The sequence below is a fragment of the Desulfovibrio aminophilus DSM 12254 genome, from assembly GCF_000422565.1.
GTDB lineage: Bacteria > Desulfobacterota > Desulfovibrionia > Desulfovibrionales > Desulfovibrionaceae > Aminidesulfovibrio > Aminidesulfovibrio aminophilus.
This window is the reverse complement of sequence record NZ_AUMA01000008.1, coordinates 147,300-162,688: the sequence shown is the minus strand read 5'-3', so window position 1 is coordinate 162,688 and position 15,389 is coordinate 147,300. Positions and strand designations below refer to the sequence as shown.

Sequence of the window (15,389 nt, the reverse complement as noted above, 5' to 3'; positions counted from 1 at the left end):
CCGTTTTTGTCCAATGCGACGGCGATGATGGCCGGAATTGTCGCCCTCATGAGCCTCGGGAGCGGCCTGTTCCTGGCGGCGAGGGCCAGCGCGGCGGCGGCGGAACTGTCGTCCAGGCTGTGGTCCCTGGCCGGCGAGCCGCGCGCTGCGGGACAGGGGCCTGACAATTTTGCAATCTTGCGTCAGTTGGTCAGGAAAGGGGATGAACGCGCCGCAGGGCTGGAATCGACCCTGGCCTCGACGCGTTCCGAACTGGCGGCGCAACGCCGCGACCTCGCCGTCTGCCTTGAGGAGGCCGAGCTGTCCAAGGAGCAGTCCGAAAACGCCCGTTTCCAGGCCCTGCACTCGGCGGCCAAGACATTGAAACAGGCCGTCGACGGCATCGAGCGGGCCTCCGGCGATCTGGAAAAGGCCTCGGCCCGAGCGGGCGAGGGCGCGCGCAAGCAGCAGGAACTCATGGCCGGGGCGGCCTCGGCCATGGAGGAAATGACCGCCTCCATCTCCGAGGCGGCCACGGGTGCCGAAGCGGCGTCCCGCGAGGCGTCCGCCGCCGTGGAGCGGGCCCGGGCGGGCGCGGACACCGTGGTGCGCACCGTGCGCTCCATCGAGGCCGTGGCGGCCAAGTCCGCCGAACTGGGCGAGGCCGTTGTCGTGCTCGGCGGCCAGGCCGAGGCCATCGGCCGGATCATGGGCGTGATCAGCGACATCGCGGACCAGACCAACCTTCTGGCGCTGAACGCGGCCATCGAGGCGGCCCGGGCCGGAGAGGCCGGACGCGGCTTCGCCGTGGTGGCCGACGAGGTCCGCAAGCTGGCCGAGAAGACCCAGGCCGCCACCCTGGACGTGCGCCGGGAGATCGAGGCCATCCGGGACAAGGTCGGCACGACCCGCCGGGGCGTGGAGGAGGCCGGGGAGATGGTCGGGGAGACCGTGCGCGTGGCCCAGGAGTCCGGCGCGGCCCTGGACGAGATCGTGCGCCTCGTGGGCGGCACCACGGAACGGGTCCAGGCCATCGCCGTGGCCGCCGGACAGCAGTCCCAGGCCAGCGAGGATCTCAACAGGACGGTCATGGAGGTCAACGCCATTTCGGCCGAGACCGGCGAAGCCATGGGCACGGCGGACACGGCCGTGCGCGGCCTGACCAGGAGCATCGCCTCTCTGGCGACCATGACCCGGGTCTTCGAACTGGTGGGCGGCGGCGCGCTCAAGGAGGTCGTGACCGAACTCTCGGCCGACGCGGACATCCTCTCCCTGGACCGGGGCCGCATGGAGCGCTCCCTGCGCTCCCAGATCAAACGCAAGCCCTTCCTGGAACTGCTCTACGTCACGGACGCCGCCGGCCGCCAGTTGGTGGAGAACATCCCCCAGCCCGGAAACGAGTCAGCCGACGACCGCGCGGCCCTGGGCAAGGACTGGTCCAGCCGACCCTGGTTCGCGGAGGCCATGAGCAAACAGACCATGCAGGTTTCGGACGTATACGTGTCCCAGGCCTCGGGCGCGGCCTGCATCACCGTGTCCAGTCCCTTCCAGGACGCCTCGGGCCGGATTCTCGGCGTCATCGCCGCCGACGTGCGGGTGGAGGGCTAGAGCATCTTTTCCAGGAAGGACTTGATGCGCGGCAGTTCGACCCCGGAGGCGAAGAACTCCTGGGGCGAGCCCTGGGCCAGGAACCGGCCGTTCTCCATGAAGATCACCGTGTCCGCGACCTCACGGGCGAAGCCCATGTTGTGGGTCACGATGACCATGGTCATGCCGTCCAGGGCCAGCTGGCGGATGGTGTCGAAGACCTCGCCCACCAGTTCGGGGTCCAAGGCGCTGGTGGGTTCGTCGAAGAGCATGATCTTGGGATTCATGGCCAGGGCCCGGGCGATGGCCACGCGCTGCTTCTGGCCGCCGGAGAGGGTCACGGGGTAGGCCTCGGCCCAGCGCTCCATGCCCACGCGCCGGAGCATGGACAGGGCCGTCTCGCGGGCCTCGCCCCGGCTCTTGCGGAGCACGGTCACCGGTCCCTCCATGACATTGCCGAGCACGGTCATGTGCGGGAAGAGATTGAACTGCTGGAAGACCATGCCGATCTCGGAGCGCAGGCCGCAGACCATGCGCTGGCGTTCCCGGGTGCGGCGCAGTCCCCAGACCGTCGAGCCGCAGGGACGGCCCTCGAAGAGCATCTCGCCGGAATCCGCCGTCTCCAGGAAGTTCATGGTCCGCAGGAGCGTGGACTTGCCCGAGCCGCTGGGCCCCACGATGACCACCTTCTCGCCCCGGCGGATGGACAGGTTCACGCGGTCCACGGCCGTATGCCCGCCGAACTGCTTGACGATGTCCTTGAGCTCCAGAATGTAGTCCATCTACCGCCTCTCGTAGACCCCGAGGCGGTGTTCCACGCGCTCGAAGACGAAGGTGAAGACCGAGGTGAAACAGAGGTAGATGGCCGCCGCCAGAACCAGCACCGTGACGTTGAAATAGGCGTTGAAGATCTGGTCCGCCGAACGCATCAGCTCGACCATGGCGATGGTCGAAACCAGCGCCGTATCCTTGATCAGGGCGATGAACTCGTTGCCCACCGGCGGCACGAGGCGCTTGTAGGTCTGGGGGATGATGACCCGGCGCATGGTCTGCCAGGGGGTCATGCCCAGGGCCTTGGCCGCCTCGGTCTGGCCGTGGTCGATGCTCTGGATCGCTCCCCGGATGATCTCGGCAAGGTAGGCCGAGTAATTCAGACCCAGGCCCAGGAAGGCCGCGCTCATGGGTTTGAGCGTCACGCCCAGGGCGGGCAGGCCGTAGTAGATGAAGAAGAGCTGCAGCAGAAGCGGCGTGCCCCGGAAGAACCAGATCACGAACCAACAGGCTCCGGAGAGCAGCTTCACCGGGCTGATCCGGCCCAAGGCGATGAGCAGACCGCCGAAGGGCGAAACCGCCATGGTGAAGAGCACCAGGGCCAGGGTCATCAGGCTGCCGTGCAGGAGCGTGGGCAGGAAGCGCAGGGTGTCGTCCAGGTAGCGCCGCCACTTGGGCAGGCGTTCGCGGGCCACCGACTCGACGAGGTTCACGGCCTCGGCGTTGTCCGGGTACACGGCCAAGACCTCGCGCGCGGCGGCCTCGGCGCCGTCCGGATCCTTGAGGGCGAAACGCTGGCGGGCCACCTGCATGCGGCTTTCCACGAACTGGCCGTCATCGCCCAGGGGGCCGGGCGGCGGGACCATGAGGTAGAAGCGCTCGGCGGCCTGGAGGTCGCCCGTGGACTGAGCCTCGCGGGCCTGGCGCAGATAATCGTCCGGCGTTCCGGCCCGGGCCGGCAGGGACGCGAAGAGCGTTCCGGCGAACAACCCCAGGAGAAGCAAGAAGAGCGGGACGCGGCGCGCCCCGCTCCTGATCGAAGTCATGGAATCGGTCACCCGTCTACCACTTCTTGGGATTGGTGATGTCCTCGCCGAACCACTTGCGGGAGATCTTGCCCATGGTGCCGTCGGCGACCATGGCGTCGATGGTCTTCTGGACCATGTCCTTGAGGGCCACATCGCCCTTGCGGAAGGCGATGCCGAAAGGCTCCTTGGTGATGAAGCCGGGCAGAACCTTGAACTTGCCGGGGGCAGTGGAGATGAAGTAGCGGCCCGAGACGTTGTCGATGACCACGGCGACGATGCGGCCGGCTTCAAGATCCAGGAAGGCCTTGGGGTTGGCGTCATACTCACGGACTTCGGAGGGAGCCTTGGGCAGGGCCTTCACGGCCTCCACGGCCGAGGAGCCCTTCTGGCAACCCACGGGCTTTCCGCCCAGATCCTCGAACTTGGCGGCCTTGCTGTTCAGGGCCACGACCACGATCTGGCCGTCCATGATGTAGGGCTTGCTGAAGAGCACCTTCTGGGCGCGCTCCTCGGTGATCGTCATGCCGTTCCAGATGCAGTCGAACTTCTTGGCGTCCAGGGAGTGGATCACGCCGTCCCAGGCGGTGGGCTGCCAGACGATCTTGATGCCCAGGCGCTTGCCGACTTCCTCGGCGGCGTCGATGTCGAAGCCGTAAAGCTTGTTGTCGTCCTTGCGGAAGCCCATGGGCGGGAAGGCGTCATCCAGGCCGATGGCCAGCTCGCCCTTGGCTTTCACGGCGTCCCAGGAGCCGTCGGCGGCGTAGGCCGCGGACACGGAAAACAGCACGAGCGCGAGAAGCAGGAAAATCCGTTTCATAACCTCTCCCCTCCTTCAGGGTTTGTTCGCCGGGAAGGCCCGTTGGTAACGCAACGGGAGCCGAGCTGCAAGGCCGACGGCCCATGGGCGCGGCACGTTTTCCTATACCCGGCGAGCGGCCCGCCGTCCACCTCGGGAGCGGTCCCCGGAGCAATTTTCTTCAAGCCCCCGAGGTCTTGACCATGTAGGATCGCTGTCGCATCTTCAAGGCGGGAGCGGAAATGGCCGCAAGCGGACACACGACGGAACAGAGCATGGCCTGGAGGATTTCCGGCCTGGACGGGCTGGAGCTCCTGCGCGCCTCGTTCCGCACCCAGACCTTCCCGCGCCACTTCCACGATGGCTACGCCCTGGGCGTCATCGAATCCGGGGCCCTGGCCTTCCGCTACCAGGGCGCGGACCTGGTGGCCGCGCCGGGCGAGGTCAACCTCGTGGTGCCGGGGCTGGCCCACGACGGCCACGCCGCCTCGGATCAGGGGTGGGCCTACCGCATGTTCTACCTGGAGGCCGACCTGCCGCGCGCCGTGGCCGGGGAACTGGGCCGTGCTGGACTGCCGCATTTCCGCGCGGGCGTGCTGCGCGACCCGGCCCTGGCCCGCGACCTCCTCGCCCTGCACCACCGGCTGGAATCCGGCATGGACCGTCTGGCCGCCCAGTCCGGCCTGCTCTCCCTGCTGGCCGCCTGGATCACCCGCCACGCCGACGACGGCGGAACACCGCCCCGGGCCGGTCGCGAACCCCGGGCAGTGGCCCTGGCCCGGGAATTCCTGGCCGCGCGCTGCGCCGAAGACCCGGACCTGGCCGAAACCGCCCGCGTGGCCGGACTCTCGCCCTTCCACTTCCTGCGCGTGTTCCGCCGGACCACGGGTCTGACCCCGCACGCCTTCCTGGTCCAGTGCCGGGTGCGCCGCGCCCAGGGGCTGTTGCGCCGGGGCCTGGACCCGGCCCGAGTGGCCGCCGAGACCGGCTTCGCGGACCAGAGCCATCTCACCCGCCAGTTCAAGCGGCTCACCGGCGTCACCCCGGCGGCCTACCGCAATTCCCTTCAAGACCGCTGAGCCGGGAGTCGGCATGTTGGGGCCATCGCAAGGAGGCTCCCATGTCGTCGCCATTCGCCGCCCGGGCCTGTCTGGCCGGGGCCATGTGCATCGTCGGAAGTTCCGTGGCCGTCGGCAAGTCCGTGGCCCTGTCCATGCCCATCCACCTGGCGCTGGGCCTGCGCTTTCTCGTGGCCTGCGCCCTGGCCCTGCCCCTGCTGCGGCTGCTGGAGGGCGGTCTGCCCCAGCTGCGCCTCCGGCACTGGGGCCTGCTCTTCCTCCAGACCTTCTGCGGGGTTTTCCTCTTCAACGTCCTGCTCCTGCTCGGATTGCTGCGCACGGACGCGGCCTCGGCCGGGGTGCTCACGGGCACCACTCCGGCCTGGATCGCGTTCCTGGCCCTGATCTTCCTCAAGGAGCGCCCGGGGAAAAGGGGCACGCTGGGCATCCTCCTGGCCCTGGCCGGGACCATGAGCATCGCCGCTCTGAACGCCGGAAACGGCGGGGAGTCGTCCCTCACGGGCGACCTGTTCGTGCTCGGGGCGGTGATCGGAGAGGCGGTCTTCCTGCTCCTGCGCAAGGCCCTGCCCGCTTCGCTTTCGGCCCTGACCGCGTCCACGGCCGTGAGCTGCATCGGCCTGGCGCAGTTCCTGGGCCCGGCGGCCTGGCAGGCGGCAAGCTTCGACTTCGCCACCCTGGGACTTGGGCAGTGGCTCCTGCTCCTCTACTACGGCGGAGCCGTGAGCGTGCTGGCCTACGTGCTCTGGTTTTACGGCGTGGCGCGGGTTCCGGCCGCCACGGCCGGAGTCTACAGCGGGCTCATGCCGGTGAGCGCCCTGTTCTTCTCCTGGGCCTTCCTGGACGAGCCCCTGGGGTGGGGCCATGTGCTGGGCTGCATCTGCGTGCTCGGCGGCATCGCCCTGCTCTCGGCCCCGGCGCGGCGACGATCAGCGACCGGCGGCCTCCGTGCCGAGTGCTGACCGCCCCCGGCGCGGCCGTGAGCGCATCTGGCTCAGGCCCACCCCGGCCAGCACGAGCAGCGCGGCCCAAATCTGCCCCAGAGTCAAGCTCTCGCCCAGAAACAACCAACCGAAGACCACGGCCATCACCGGCACGAGGTTGATGTAGGCCGAGGCCCGGCCCGCCTCCATGCGGCTCATGCCCCAGTTGTACAGGCCGAAGGCTCCCAGGCTCGCGCCCGCGCCGAGGAAGAGGAGAATCCAGAGCTGCCCCCCGTGGAGCAGTGCATCCCAACGGTCGAAGAGGATCGGCGCGCCGGGGAGAAAGAAGAGCATCCCGGCCACGGTCTGGAGCATGGTCAGCGACCAGGAGCCGTAGCGCGCGGAGAGGCGCTTGAGCACGAGCATGGACCCGGCGGCGCAGATCATGGCGCAGACCTCCAGGACGTTGCCCAGGAGCGGGTCCGAGGCGGCCTCCGTGGCCCGGCCCTGGAGGCTCATGAGGCTGACCCCGGCCAGGGCCAGCAGCAGACCGGCCAAGGCGCGCAGGGACAAAGGCTCCTTGAGGAAAAGCCAGGCTCCCACCGCCACCAGCAGGGGCACGGTGGAGGAGATGATCCCGGCCTGCATCGAGGTGGTGTAGCGCAGGGCGTTGGACTCGAAGAAGAAGTAGGCGCAGGGCATGAGCAGGCACATGGCCGCCAGGGCCGGGAGATCGGCCCGGCGCATGCGGGGCCAGACGCGGGTGAGTACCGGCAGGAGGGTGAGCAGGGCCACGGCCATGCGCGCCCACATCACGGCCTGGGGGTCCAGGACCGTGACCACGGTCTTCATGGCCGGGTAGGACAGGCCCCAGAGGACCACGGTGGTCAGCAGGGCCAGCACGGGAAGCAGGGCACGGTCACGCATGAAAGCCTCCTGACGCCTCGGCGTCGGCCCCTGTCCTAGCGTGTCCGCGCCGGGATTTCTTGGAAGGAATTGCTAGCGGAGAAGACGATAGCGGCGGGGCGTGACACCCATGAAGCGGCGGAAGGTGTTCGTGAAATGGCTCTGGTCGTAAAAGCCCGTGGCCAGGGCCGCCTCGGCCGGGGACACGCCCCGGAGCAGGAGATGCCTGGCCCGCTCCACGCGCAACTGGGTCAGCCAGGCGTGCGGCGTGACGCCCACGGCCTTCTTGAAAACCCGCAGCAGGTGGTAGGCCGAGAGCCCGGCGGCCCGGGCCAGGTCGTCCAGACGCACCGGCCCGGCCAGATTGGCGGCCAAATATTCCCGGGCTCGGGCCACCGCCCCGGGTTCGCCATCGTCGCATCGCGACGCCGGGCGCAGATGGCCGGCGCGTACGAGCAACCCGGCCAGGGCCGCCAAGGAAAGGCTCTCGCGGGTCAGCAGCCCGCCCTTGCCGAACACGGCCCGATCAAGGCGCATCATGGCCTGAAACAAGGCGGGGTCGGCGGAAATGACGTTGCGGAACTCGGGGTAGCCCTCGTCCCGGCCCGTGACCCGCGTGACCACCCGGCGCATCTCCTCGGGGTCCACGTAGAACATGAGGTAGGTGATGCCCACGTCGCGCGCGGGTATGCCGGAATGCACCTGACCCGGATTGAGCAGGCAGAGCTGGCCGGTCTGGATGACGCTGTTCTCGCGGTTGCGGATGCAGAGACTGCCGCCGCTCAGGGCCGCGCCGATGGAATAGCAGTCGTGCCAGTGGTTGGCGAAGGCGAAGTCCTTGTAGCGCGCCAGGCGCACCTCCAGACCGCCCAGATCCCCGTCGCGGGCGAAACGGACCTCCTCCAGGCCCGGAATACCCTCGTGATGCGCCATGCGTCCTTCTCTACCACCCGAGGGCGGGCTCGTCTTGGAAAAAATTGACCCGCCCCACGCCGAATCAATAGAGCCAGATATGCTCCAGGTCCACGCCGTGGCGGCCATCGGAACGGCGTTCGCGAATGATTTTGGCGGGCATCCCGGCCACCACCATGCCCGGAGGCACGTCACGGTTGACCAGGGCATGGGAGGCCACGATGGACTCGTCGCCCACCGTGACCCCGGGCAGGATCACGGCCCCGGAGTAGACCTTGGCGTAGGCGCCGATGCGCACCGGAGCGTAGCTCCGCTCCAGATGCGAGGACTCGGAGTGGCCGTGGGAGAAGACGCGCACGTCCTCGGCCAGGGCCGCGAAGTCGCCGATCTCCACTCCGCCCTTGGTGTCCAGAAACACATTCCGGTTGATGAACACGCCCTCGCCCACGCGCAGCAGGGCCGCGAAGTTGAAACGCATGTTCTCCTCGCAGATGAACCCCGGGCCGCACCGGGCGAAAAGCCGCTCAGCCAGAAGCCTGCGGAAGGGAATGGAGAAATTCACGGACAGACAGCGGGGCAGCTTGTCGAATGCATCCCAAAGGAAGTGCAGGAACCGGGTTTGCCGAGTGAACGGGAACTCCTCGGCCTTGGGCAAGGTCTCGTTATAGAGCCGCAGTTGCTCCAATGCCTCCTCGGCCGGAGCGACACCGCCCAAGAGTTCCAGAGCCCGGCCAGTGCTCCGCGCATCCAACCCCGCGTCGATGAGGGCCCGGAGGCGTTCCAACAACGAGTCATAGTAGGTGGACATCCTGGCCGACCTCATGAACCGCCGGGCTTACGGCGGGTTGGAGACGGTTTCTCGTCTTGGGACTCGGATGCGCGGAATCATAGCCTGCTTTCCACGACGGCGAAAGGCAAGCGCGAAACGGGGCCGCCGTTCCCGATGGAATTGACCCGCCCCCGCCCCTGGGCTAGCCTCGGCGGTCGTCAGGAGGTTCCGTGTCCGACGCCTTTCTCGTCCTCGGTCTGGCCGCCGGATATCACTACGGCGACATGAAGCCCTTCGCCGCTTCCCTGGAGCGCTCCGGCTTCCGAGGCCGCTGCCTGCTCTTCGTCTCGCCCACCACCAGGGAGGCGGAGCGCCTGGAGCCCCACGGCGTGGAAACGCTGCTCTTCAAACGCCCGGCGGAGATGGAGCACGTTCCCTACAACGCCTGGCGCTATTTCCTCTACCGGGACTGGTTGCGGGAGCATGGACGGGAGTTCGGCCGGGTGCTGCTCACCGACACCCGGGACGTGGTCTTCCAGCGCGACCCGGCGTCCGTGGACTGGCCCGGCGCATTCTGCGCCGCCCTGGAAGACCCCTCGGCCAGCGTGGGCTCCTGCCCGCACACCTCGCACTGGCTGCGCGGCCATCTGGGCGACGCCGCGCTCGCGGAGGTGGCGGCCGAGCCCCTGTCCTGCTCCGGCACCAGCGTGGGCGATCCCGGCGCGGTGCTCGACTACCTGGAGCGCATGACCGCGCGGCTGCTGCCCTTCACGCCGGGCCCGCGCATGGCCGGATACGACCAGGGGCTGCACAACCACCTCCTGCGCCGCGACCCGCCGCCGGGCCTCTGCTTCCAGGGCAACGACGGGCCGATCCTGACCCTGGGCTCCAAACCCGGGGAACCGGAACTGTCCGAGGCGGGCGAGGTGCTCAACGACGCCGGACTCCCGGCCGCCCTGGTCCATCAATACGACCGCAAGCCCCCCCTCTTCCGCCGCATCCGGTCGCTCTATTCCTGATCGCCATCGGGCCGGTACTCCAGGATGCGCGCGGAACTCCACGGAACGAGTGTCCGCCCCGGGCCCATGCCCGCTCAAAAACACCAGTCTGTCGAAACAGGATTGAGGAAGGATCAAAAACAGAGGCCGACGATTCACCCCGGCTCGCGGCCGCTGCGGGACATGCGTTCGCCGATCTCGTTGTAGTGGTCCCGGAAGGTGGTTTCGATGCGCGCGACATCGCCCGACCGCAGGGCGTCGATGATCTTCTGATGCCGCTCGTAGACCTCGCTGCGCGAGAAGAGCCGCTTCCAGCGGGGATAATAGAGCAGCTTGGACACGCCCTGGCAGGACCGGCGGATGATGTCCACGATCATGCGGCTGGAGGTCCGGGAAAAGATGATGCCGTGGAACTCGTTGTCCAGTTCCTCCAGCATCTCCACATTGACGGGATCCTGCTGGGAGGTGCGCATGCGCTCCAGGATATCCCCCATCCGGCGGAAATCGTCTTCCGTGTAGGCCGACAGCGAGGAAGCCGCGAGCGCGCCCTCCAGGGCTCCGCCGATGAAATAGCTGTCGCGGATTTCCTGCGGCGACATCTCGGTGATGCGCTTGCCCTTGTGCGGCGCGGAGACCAGCACGCCCTCGTTGGCCAGCATCTGCATGGCCTCGCGGATGGGAGCTCGGCTGACGGACAGCTCCTTGGCCAGTTGCTCCTCGCTGATCCGGTCGCCCGGACGGAGCGTACCCGCGCGGATGGCGTGCTTGATGTATTGAACGACCTGTTCGCCGTAGGTCTGTTTGCTGATCGGCATAGGGTCCACGTGCCCGCGTCGGAACGGGCCGGTCGAGGGGAATAACCGCCGCGATGGAGCCAAAGGGCCCCGGTGGGAGGGAAACACGCTCCATTCCCCGTCGGCGAACTGCGCCTTTTTAGCAGCACCGGCAGGGGGACGCAACAGGCCCCGGCGATCACGCCGGAAACTCCGTCGGACAGGAAAAGGGAGGGCCGGAGCCCTCCCATAATGCGCGGGATGCGGATCGGGTTCAGACCTGCCCGGCGGCGTAGCGCCGGTTCCAACCGGTGATCGCCGAGAAGACGATGACCGCCAGAAGGGCCCAGGAGTAGGGATTGTAAAGCGCGATGCCCACCGAGGGGGCTTCCAGCCCGTACGTAGCGGAGGAGGAGACCACCGCCCCGTACCAGGCCGCGACCACGATGTGCCACGGCAGGGTGAAGAAGACGGTGCACACGGCGCAGTCCATGAGGTTGGCGCGCCGCGCCGGAGCCAGGTTGAACTTCTCGCCCAGGGGCCGCACCAGGCTCGGCCCCACCAGGAGTTCCGCCGGGGCGTTGGCCGAGATGGGAATGGAGGCCAGCACCGTGATGCCGATGATGAACAGCTCGGCTTGGCGCACGGTGCGCGCCATGAAGCGTTCGGCCAGATCCAGAATGCGGCGCATGATGCCGCTTTCCACCAGAATCTGGGTCACGGCCAGGATCAGGATGGCGAAGATGATCGCCCCGACCACGCCGTTGATCCCGTTCTGGATGATGCCGGTGGAGTCGCCGCGCTTGGCCGGAATGGAGAAGATGGCCGCCGGGGTGATGTTGCCGGTGAGCATGCCGATCACCGCAGCCGCCACGTTGCCGTAGATGAGCGACTCGATGATGTGCCGCCCGGCCAGGGCGGCGATCACAACCACGATCAGGGCGACGAGCATGAACGCTCCGCTCGGGTCCATCTGGGCCTGGATCTCGGGCAGGGGTCGGGCGACCCCTCCTCCGCCGAACACGGCGAAGGCCGTCGACGCGATGGCCGCGGCGACCAGCGCCAGTGGCGCTCGGCTGCGCACCACGTCGCGCATGGTGGCCCCCTGGGTGAAGGCCGAGACGATGGTGGTGTCGGAGATGGGCGCCAAGTTGTCGCCGAAGGCCGCGCCGGAGAGGATCGCCAGGGCCAGCATGGCCGGGTCGGCTCCGAGGAAGCAGCCCGCCGGATACAGCACGGGAGTCAAGGCCAGGCAGGTGCCCGTGCTGGTGCCCGTGCCCAGCGAGAAGAGCATGGCCGCCACGAAGACCAGCAGAGTGAACACCGCGCCCTGGGCCCCGGTGGTCATGCCCAGCCAGAGCAGTCCCTTGACCAGACCACCGGCGGCCATGAGGCTGCCGAAGACCCCGGCGAAGAGCCAGGCCGTGACGATCACGATGCCCGTGGAATCGCCGATGCCGCGCATGGCGGCCTTGCAATACTCACTTTTGTTTTTAGCGAAGAAGAGTCCGGCCACGATGGCGATCCAGGCGCAGGCCCAGAAGGGCTTGGTGCCGCCGCGTTCGGCCACGGAAAGCCAGACAAGGCCGGAGATCAGGACCAGCAACGGCACCAAACCGCCGAGCAGGCCGCCGTGCATCTCAAGACGCTTTTCCATCACGGGGGAATCCATGGAGAATCCTCCTGAAGAAGGTTGACCTATCTTGAGCCGAATTGTCTACCCGTTCCTTTCCGCGTCGTAGCCGGAGGCGAGGACGTCGCGATAGGCGTAGAGCGCCGGGGAACCGCCGGTGTGCAGGAAGAGGACGTTGGAGCCCTCGGGAAAATACCCCTTGCGCACCAGGTCGATGCATCCGGCCATGGCCTTGCCCGAATAGACGGGGTCCAGCAGCACGGCCTCCAGGGAGGCCAGCAGACGGACCGCCTCGACCATGCCTTCGGTGGGCAGGGAATAGCCCGCGCCCACGTAATCCCCGAAGCAGGTCACGTCGTCGTCCGGGATGCCGCCGCGCACGCCGACGCGTTCGGCGGTTTCACCGGAAAGCTTGCGCACAAGCTGTTCCTGGGCCTCCTTGGTGCGGCTCACGTTGATGCCCACCACCGGAATGTTCGCGTTGCAGCCGCGCATGCCCACGACGATGCCGGAGTGGGTTCCGGCGCTGCCGCTGGGCACCACCATGCAGTCGATGGCCAGCCCCATGTGGAAGAGCTGCTCCTGGGTTTCCTGGGCGCAGGCCACGTAGCCCGTCGCGCCGATGGGATTGGAGGCCCCGCCGGGGATGATGTACGGCTTGCGCCCGGAGGCCCGCAGACGCTCGGCCACGGCCTGCATGGCCTCCATCATGTTCGTGCCGCCGGGAACCACGGTGATGCCCGCCACACCGAGCAGATCGAAGAGGAAGTTGTTGCCGGACGCCTCGGGCTTGAAGCTGCCCTTGACCCGTTCCTCAAGCACCAAGTGGCACGGCATGCCCTCCTTCACGGCCCAGGCCAGCGTCAGGCGGCAGTGGTTGGACTGCACGGCGCCGCAGGTGATGACCGTGTCCGCACCCTGCTTCAGGGCGTCGGCTATGCAGAAGTCCAACTTGCGGGTCTTGTTGCCTCCGGCCGTGCCGGGAAGCAGGTCATCACGCTTCATCCAAAGATTCACCTTGCCGCCCAGCGACTTGGACAGGTGCGGTAGAGGTTCGATGGGCGTGGGCGCGGTCACGTAGCCGCGCCGAGGAAACTTCGCCAAGTTCATGCTGCTCTCCTTCTCTGTTCCGGGTTTCTGTTCGGGGCCTCGCGGGCCGATGCTGAACGTCATATTGTCGACTTTATCTTGTATATTGTCGACAATTGACAGTTAGCGTTTCGTTCACCCGGCTGTCAAGAGATTGCGCGATAAAAAAGACCCCTCAGCCAAGAGGTCGATGGGATGACTCGAGAACGTAATGTGGGAAAAGAAAAATCAGGCCGAAAGAAAATGCAGGAGCTTCAGTCCGTCGCGGACGAGAAGACCCGCGAAGACCAGAAGCAGAACACCCAGCAGCCGCATGGTCCAGACGTAGGCAGCACCGGTCAGCAGACGCCGTGAGTTATGGCAGAGCAGGACCACGACCAGCTTGGAGCCCACAAGGCAGAAATAAAACGCGGCCAGGAAAAAAACCGCCATGAGCGGATCACGGGCCCAGTCCTGGTAGACGAGCGGCATGCCCACGGTGAGCCAGAAGAGATAGGGATGAGGGCTCAGGCCGTTGACCAGCACCCCTTGAAGGAGCGAACGGGGTTCGGACCCCACGGCGTCCGGGCGCAGCCCCCGGGCGCGCAGGCTGTCCAGGCCCAGGCGCAGGAGCACCGCGCTCCCAGCCAGGGAGACAAGCCCGAGCACCGTGCTCTGCCCGCGCACCGCGGCCAGGACCAGGGCGCAGACGAGGATGATCGGCAGATCGGTGATGAGCGGCGAGACCGCCACCTTGGCCCCCTCGGCGGGGCCGTGGCGCAGGGTCTGGGCCATGACCAACGCCAGAAGCGGACCGGGCGAAAGCCCGGCGGAGAGGCCCAGCAGGGCCCCGGCGCTCAGGGAGGCGATCACGCGGAATTTCCAGTCACGGCTTGACGATGAAGGCCGGACTCGTGTGCGACTGGGGCAGTTTCTGGACGAGCACGTTCCGGTCACGGAGGAACTCGTCCACGGCCTTGGTGCCGCCGAACTCCGTGCCATAGTCATCCAGGACCAACAGGCCGCCACGCACCACGCGGTCCCAGAGCAGCTCCAGACCGGCCTTGGCGGGCTCGTAGATGTCCGTGTCGATGTGCAGCAGGGCGACCTTGAGCTGGGGATTGCGTTCGAGGTAGTCCGGCAGGGTCCGCAAGATGTCGCCGCGCACCAGCTCATAGTTGCCAAGCTTCTTGAGGGCCAGGGACTTTTCCAGCTCCTCCACCGGGATGCCCGCTCCGGCCCCCCGTTCCCATCGCTCGACGAAACGCTTGTCCGCCTCGTTGGCGGCCTGCGGGAAGGAGCCGAAGGCGTCGAAGCCGATGACCTTGCGGGACTGGGGCGACTCCAGGATTTCGCGGAAGGTGAGGAAGCGCAGCAGCGACGCCCCCTTGAAGACCCCCAGCTCCAGCACGTGGCCCGGAAGGTGGACGATCCGCTTGTACAGCTCGTAGTGGGCGACGATCTTGCCCATGCGGCTGATGTCCGAGGTCAGGTTGAAACCGTTCTCGTAGTCCCAGGCCTTGCCGGTGTCGAATCCGAAGATCTCCATGCGCCGTCCTTTCGTCCGCGCCCTTGGCGGACCAGACGCAACATGCCAACAATGCGGCCCCGGCGCAAATGAAAAACCGGACCCGCGGACAGCTTCTCCGTCCGGGGTCCGGCCGCTGAACGATTCGCGCGCGCTACTTCGCGAGCACCTTGGCCCCGGCCATGGCCACGCTCTCGTCCTCGTCCACGCTGCCGCCGCTGACGCCGATCGCGCCGATGATCACGTTGTTCTTGTCCACCAGGAGCACGCCTCCGGCGAAAATGATCAGCCCGTTGTTGCTGACCTCGATGCCGTAGAGCGGAGCCCCGACCTGGGAGGCCGCGCCCAGGGCCCGGGTGGGCATGTTGAAGTAGCGGGCGGTGACGGCCTTCTTCATGGAGATGTCGACGCTGCCGATGAAGGCGTCGTCCATGCGGTAGAAAGCCTTCAGGTTGCCGCCGGAATCCACGACGGAGATGTTCATGGGCACCTTGATCTCCTCGGCCTTGGCCACGGCGGCCTTGAGAACCTTCTGGGCCTGCTCCAGGGTCAGCTCGCCGGGCAGGGTCTTCTTCGGCCCGTCAGCCAAGGCGAGCGATCCGGACATGAGCAACATGCAACACGCCAACACTACGGACTTGA

At 67.3% G+C, this 15,389-nt stretch carries 16 protein-coding genes; 4 read left to right on the top strand and 12 right to left on the bottom strand.

Going from position 1 to position 15,389, the window contains the following annotated elements; genetic code table 11:
* Nucleotides 1-48: 48 nt before the first annotated feature.
* On the top strand, nt 49-1,587 hold the full coding sequence (locus H587_RS17495; protein WP_169432750.1) for a methyl-accepting chemotaxis protein: 1,539 nt from the start codon (nt 49-51) through the stop codon (nt 1,585-1,587).
* On the opposite strand, the gene H587_RS0105925 is transcribed toward H587_RS17495, so the two are convergent.
* Genes H587_RS0105925 through H587_RS0105915 form a run of 3 tightly spaced genes read right to left on the bottom strand, consistent with a single transcriptional unit; the run spans nt 1,584 to nt 4,182 of the window.
* Nucleotides 1,584-2,348 (bottom strand): amino acid ABC transporter ATP-binding protein, encoded by a 765-nt coding sequence (locus H587_RS0105925; protein ID WP_034608636.1) that lies wholly within the window; start codon nt 2,346-2,348, stop codon nt 1,584-1,586. The genes H587_RS17495 and H587_RS0105925 overlap by 4 nt on opposite strands.
* Nucleotides 2,349-3,383: an amino acid ABC transporter permease gene (locus H587_RS19575; RefSeq protein WP_051202502.1), complete on the bottom strand. Its 1,035-nt coding sequence runs from the start codon at nt 3,381-3,383 to the stop codon at nt 2,349-2,351.
* A 16-nt stretch (nt 3,384-3,399) separates the two neighbouring features.
* Nucleotides 3,400-4,182 carry an amino acid ABC transporter substrate-binding protein gene (locus tag H587_RS0105915; RefSeq protein ID WP_027175478.1) on the bottom strand — a complete coding sequence of 261 codons (783 nt, stop codon included), beginning with the start codon at nt 4,180-4,182 and terminating at the stop codon, nt 3,400-3,402.
* Nucleotides 4,183-4,403: 221 nt separating this feature from the next.
* Here H587_RS0105915 and H587_RS0105910 point away from each other — a divergent pair, with 221 nt between their 5' ends.
* Entirely contained in the window at nt 4,404-5,240 is an 837-nt protein-coding gene (locus H587_RS0105910) for an AraC family transcriptional regulator (RefSeq protein ID WP_027175477.1), read from the top strand.
* A gap of 41 nt (nt 5,241-5,281) precedes the next feature.
* A complete protein-coding gene (locus H587_RS0105905) occupies nt 5,282-6,199 on the top strand; it encodes a DMT family transporter (protein ID WP_027175476.1) in 918 nt (305 codons plus the stop codon).
* On the opposite strand, the gene H587_RS17485 is transcribed toward H587_RS0105905, so the two are convergent.
* The 3 genes from H587_RS17485 to H587_RS0105890 all read right to left on the bottom strand — a co-directional run bounded on the left by H587_RS17485 (nt 6,167) and on the right by H587_RS0105890 (nt 8,786).
* Nucleotides 6,167-7,087, bottom strand: a complete 921-nt coding sequence (locus H587_RS17485) for a DMT family transporter (RefSeq protein ID WP_051202482.1) — start codon at nt 7,085-7,087, stop codon at nt 6,167-6,169. The genes H587_RS0105905 and H587_RS17485 overlap by 33 nt on opposite strands.
* Before the next feature lie 72 nt (nt 7,088-7,159).
* Nucleotides 7,160-7,999 (bottom strand): AraC family transcriptional regulator, encoded by an 840-nt coding sequence (locus H587_RS0105895; RefSeq protein WP_034608635.1) that lies wholly within the window; start codon nt 7,997-7,999, stop codon nt 7,160-7,162.
* 64 nt (nt 8,000-8,063) lie between these two features.
* Nucleotides 8,064-8,786, bottom strand: a complete 723-nt coding sequence (locus tag H587_RS0105890) for an acyltransferase (RefSeq protein WP_027175474.1) — start codon at nt 8,784-8,786, stop codon at nt 8,064-8,066.
* Between the two features lie 191 nt (nt 8,787-8,977).
* Between H587_RS0105890 and H587_RS0105885 the strand changes: the two genes are divergently transcribed.
* Nucleotides 8,978-9,766 (top strand): hypothetical protein, encoded by a 789-nt coding sequence (locus H587_RS0105885; protein WP_027175473.1) that lies wholly within the window; start codon nt 8,978-8,980, stop codon nt 9,764-9,766.
* A 134-nt stretch (nt 9,767-9,900) separates the two neighbouring features.
* Here the strand turns inward: H587_RS0105885 and H587_RS0105880 are convergent, their stop codons facing one another.
* The 6 genes from H587_RS0105880 to H587_RS0105855 form a co-directional block, all read right to left on the bottom strand.
* Entirely contained in the window at nt 9,901-10,560 is a 660-nt protein-coding gene (locus H587_RS0105880; protein ID WP_027175472.1) for a GntR family transcriptional regulator, read from the bottom strand.
* A gap of 232 nt (nt 10,561-10,792) precedes the next feature.
* Nucleotides 10,793-12,175, bottom strand: a complete 1,383-nt coding sequence (locus H587_RS0105875) for a Na+/H+ antiporter NhaC family protein (protein WP_051202500.1) — start codon at nt 12,173-12,175, stop codon at nt 10,793-10,795.
* A gap of 60 nt (nt 12,176-12,235) precedes the next feature.
* Entirely contained in the window at nt 12,236-13,261 is a 1,026-nt protein-coding gene (cuyA, locus tag H587_RS17480) for a D-cysteate sulfo-lyase (protein ID WP_051202481.1), read from the bottom strand.
* A 207-nt stretch (nt 13,262-13,468) separates the two neighbouring features.
* Nucleotides 13,469-14,092, bottom strand: a complete 624-nt coding sequence (locus H587_RS0105865; protein WP_027175470.1) for a LysE family translocator — start codon at nt 14,090-14,092, stop codon at nt 13,469-13,471.
* A gap of 13 nt (nt 14,093-14,105) precedes the next feature.
* Nucleotides 14,106-14,768: a TylF/MycF/NovP-related O-methyltransferase gene (locus tag H587_RS0105860; protein ID WP_027175469.1), complete on the bottom strand. Its 663-nt coding sequence runs from the start codon at nt 14,766-14,768 to the stop codon at nt 14,106-14,108.
* Nucleotides 14,769-14,901: 133 nt separating this feature from the next.
* The gene (locus H587_RS0105855) at nt 14,902-15,354 is read right to left on the bottom strand and encodes a GlcG/HbpS family heme-binding protein (RefSeq protein ID WP_245560828.1); all 453 of its coding nucleotides are present in this window, start codon (nt 15,352-15,354) and stop codon (nt 14,902-14,904) included.
* Nucleotides 15,355-15,389 lie beyond the last annotated feature (35 nt).

What these genes read in the sequence shown, in the direction of transcription:
- H587_RS0105895 (WP_034608635.1), bottom strand. Translation starts at nt 7,999, where the DNA reads ATGGCGCATCACGAGGGTATTCCGGGCCTGGAGGAGGTCCGTTTCGCC.
- H587_RS0105905 (WP_027175476.1), top strand. Translation starts at nt 5,282, where the DNA reads ATGTCGTCGCCATTCGCCGCCCGGGCCTGTCTGGCCGGGGCCATGTGC.
- H587_RS0105855 (WP_245560828.1), bottom strand. Translation starts at nt 15,354, where the DNA reads ATGTCCGGATCGCTCGCCTTGGCTGACGGGCCGAAGAAGACCCTGCCC.
- H587_RS17485 (WP_051202482.1), bottom strand. Translation starts at nt 7,087, where the DNA reads ATGCGTGACCGTGCCCTGCTTCCCGTGCTGGCCCTGCTGACCACCGTG.
- cuyA (WP_051202481.1), bottom strand. Translation starts at nt 13,261, where the DNA reads ATGAACTTGGCGAAGTTTCCTCGGCGCGGCTACGTGACCGCGCCCACG.
- H587_RS19575 (WP_051202502.1), bottom strand. Translation starts at nt 3,383, where the DNA reads ATGACTTCGATCAGGAGCGGGGCGCGCCGCGTCCCGCTCTTCTTGCTT.
- H587_RS17495 (WP_169432750.1), top strand. Translation starts at nt 49, where the DNA reads ATGAGCCTCGGGAGCGGCCTGTTCCTGGCGGCGAGGGCCAGCGCGGCG.
- H587_RS0105890 (WP_027175474.1), bottom strand. Translation starts at nt 8,786, where the DNA reads ATGTCCACCTACTATGACTCGTTGTTGGAACGCCTCCGGGCCCTCATC.
- H587_RS0105915 (WP_027175478.1), bottom strand. Translation starts at nt 4,182, where the DNA reads ATGAAACGGATTTTCCTGCTTCTCGCGCTCGTGCTGTTTTCCGTGTCC.
- H587_RS0105880 (WP_027175472.1), bottom strand. Translation starts at nt 10,560, where the DNA reads ATGCCGATCAGCAAACAGACCTACGGCGAACAGGTCGTTCAATACATC.
- H587_RS0105860 (WP_027175469.1), bottom strand. Translation starts at nt 14,768, where the DNA reads ATGGAGATCTTCGGATTCGACACCGGCAAGGCCTGGGACTACGAGAAC.
- H587_RS0105910 (WP_027175477.1), top strand. Translation starts at nt 4,404, where the DNA reads ATGGCCGCAAGCGGACACACGACGGAACAGAGCATGGCCTGGAGGATT.
- H587_RS0105925 (WP_034608636.1), bottom strand. Translation starts at nt 2,348, where the DNA reads ATGGACTACATTCTGGAGCTCAAGGACATCGTCAAGCAGTTCGGCGGG.
- H587_RS0105875 (WP_051202500.1), bottom strand. Translation starts at nt 12,175, where the DNA reads ATGGAAAAGCGTCTTGAGATGCACGGCGGCCTGCTCGGCGGTTTGGTG.